Genomic DNA, 872 nt, shown 5'->3' with positions numbered 1-872 from the left:
AATATCTGTAACGAGCCCGAATATGCGGACCTTCCACCCCGCCAAATCGTACCAAGGCTAGCGGATAAAGGGCAATATATTGCTTCTGAGTCCAGCTTTTATCGTGTGCTCAAAGCACATAATCAACTGGCTCACAGGGGGCGAGACAAGCCCAAAAATGGTACGAAGAAACCGAAGGGATATACGGCCACTGGGCCAAATGAAGTCTGGAGTTGGGATATTACGTACTGCCCTGCAACTGTGATAGGGCGGTATTATTACCTGTATATGATAGAAGATATCTTCAGTCGCAAAATTGTTGGCTGGGAAGTGCATGAGTCCGAGCAAGGAGAACATGCAGCAGCATTGCTTGAGCGCAGTGTTTGGTCAGAAAAGTGCGTCAGAAAATCCCTGGTGTTGCACTCGGATAATGGTAGCCCAATGAAGAGCTTAACAATGCAAGCAAAAATGCAGGATTTGGGTGTCGCCAGCTCTCGAAGTCGGCCTGGTGTAAGTAATGATAATCCGTTTTCAGAATCACTATTTCGAACCCTGAAGTACTGTCGTCGATGGCCATCTGAGGGATTTAAATCAATCGATGAAGCAAGAACTTGGGTGAAAGAGTTTGTCACTTGGTACAACACAGAGCACCGGCATAGTCGAATTAACTTTGTTACCCCAGAGCAAAGGCACTTAGGTCTGGATGAAGAAATATTATCGAAGAGGGATGAGCTTTATCGCAAGATGAAAAGAAAGAACCAAATAAGGTGGTCAAAAGCTACGCGGAACTGGGAGAAAGTGGGTGACGTTAAGTTGAACCCGGAGAAGGAAAAACAAGCAGCTTAAATGCTCAGGCGACAACTACCTTGAAAAACGCCGAGAAAGCACCATTG

Annotated in this window: 1 protein-coding gene; it reads left to right on the top strand. The window is 46.0% G+C overall.

Features of this window, described 5'->3' with window-relative positions; genetic code table 11:
• Positions 1–825: IS3 family transposase (locus A3757_RS06300; protein ID WP_156506230.1), on the top strand; the 825-nt coding region annotated here is incomplete at its 5' end.
• Positions 826–872 lie beyond the last annotated feature (47 nt).

The organism is Oleiphilus sp. HI0117 (assembly GCF_001635235.1).
This window is presented reverse-complemented; position numbering and strand designations above follow the sequence as displayed.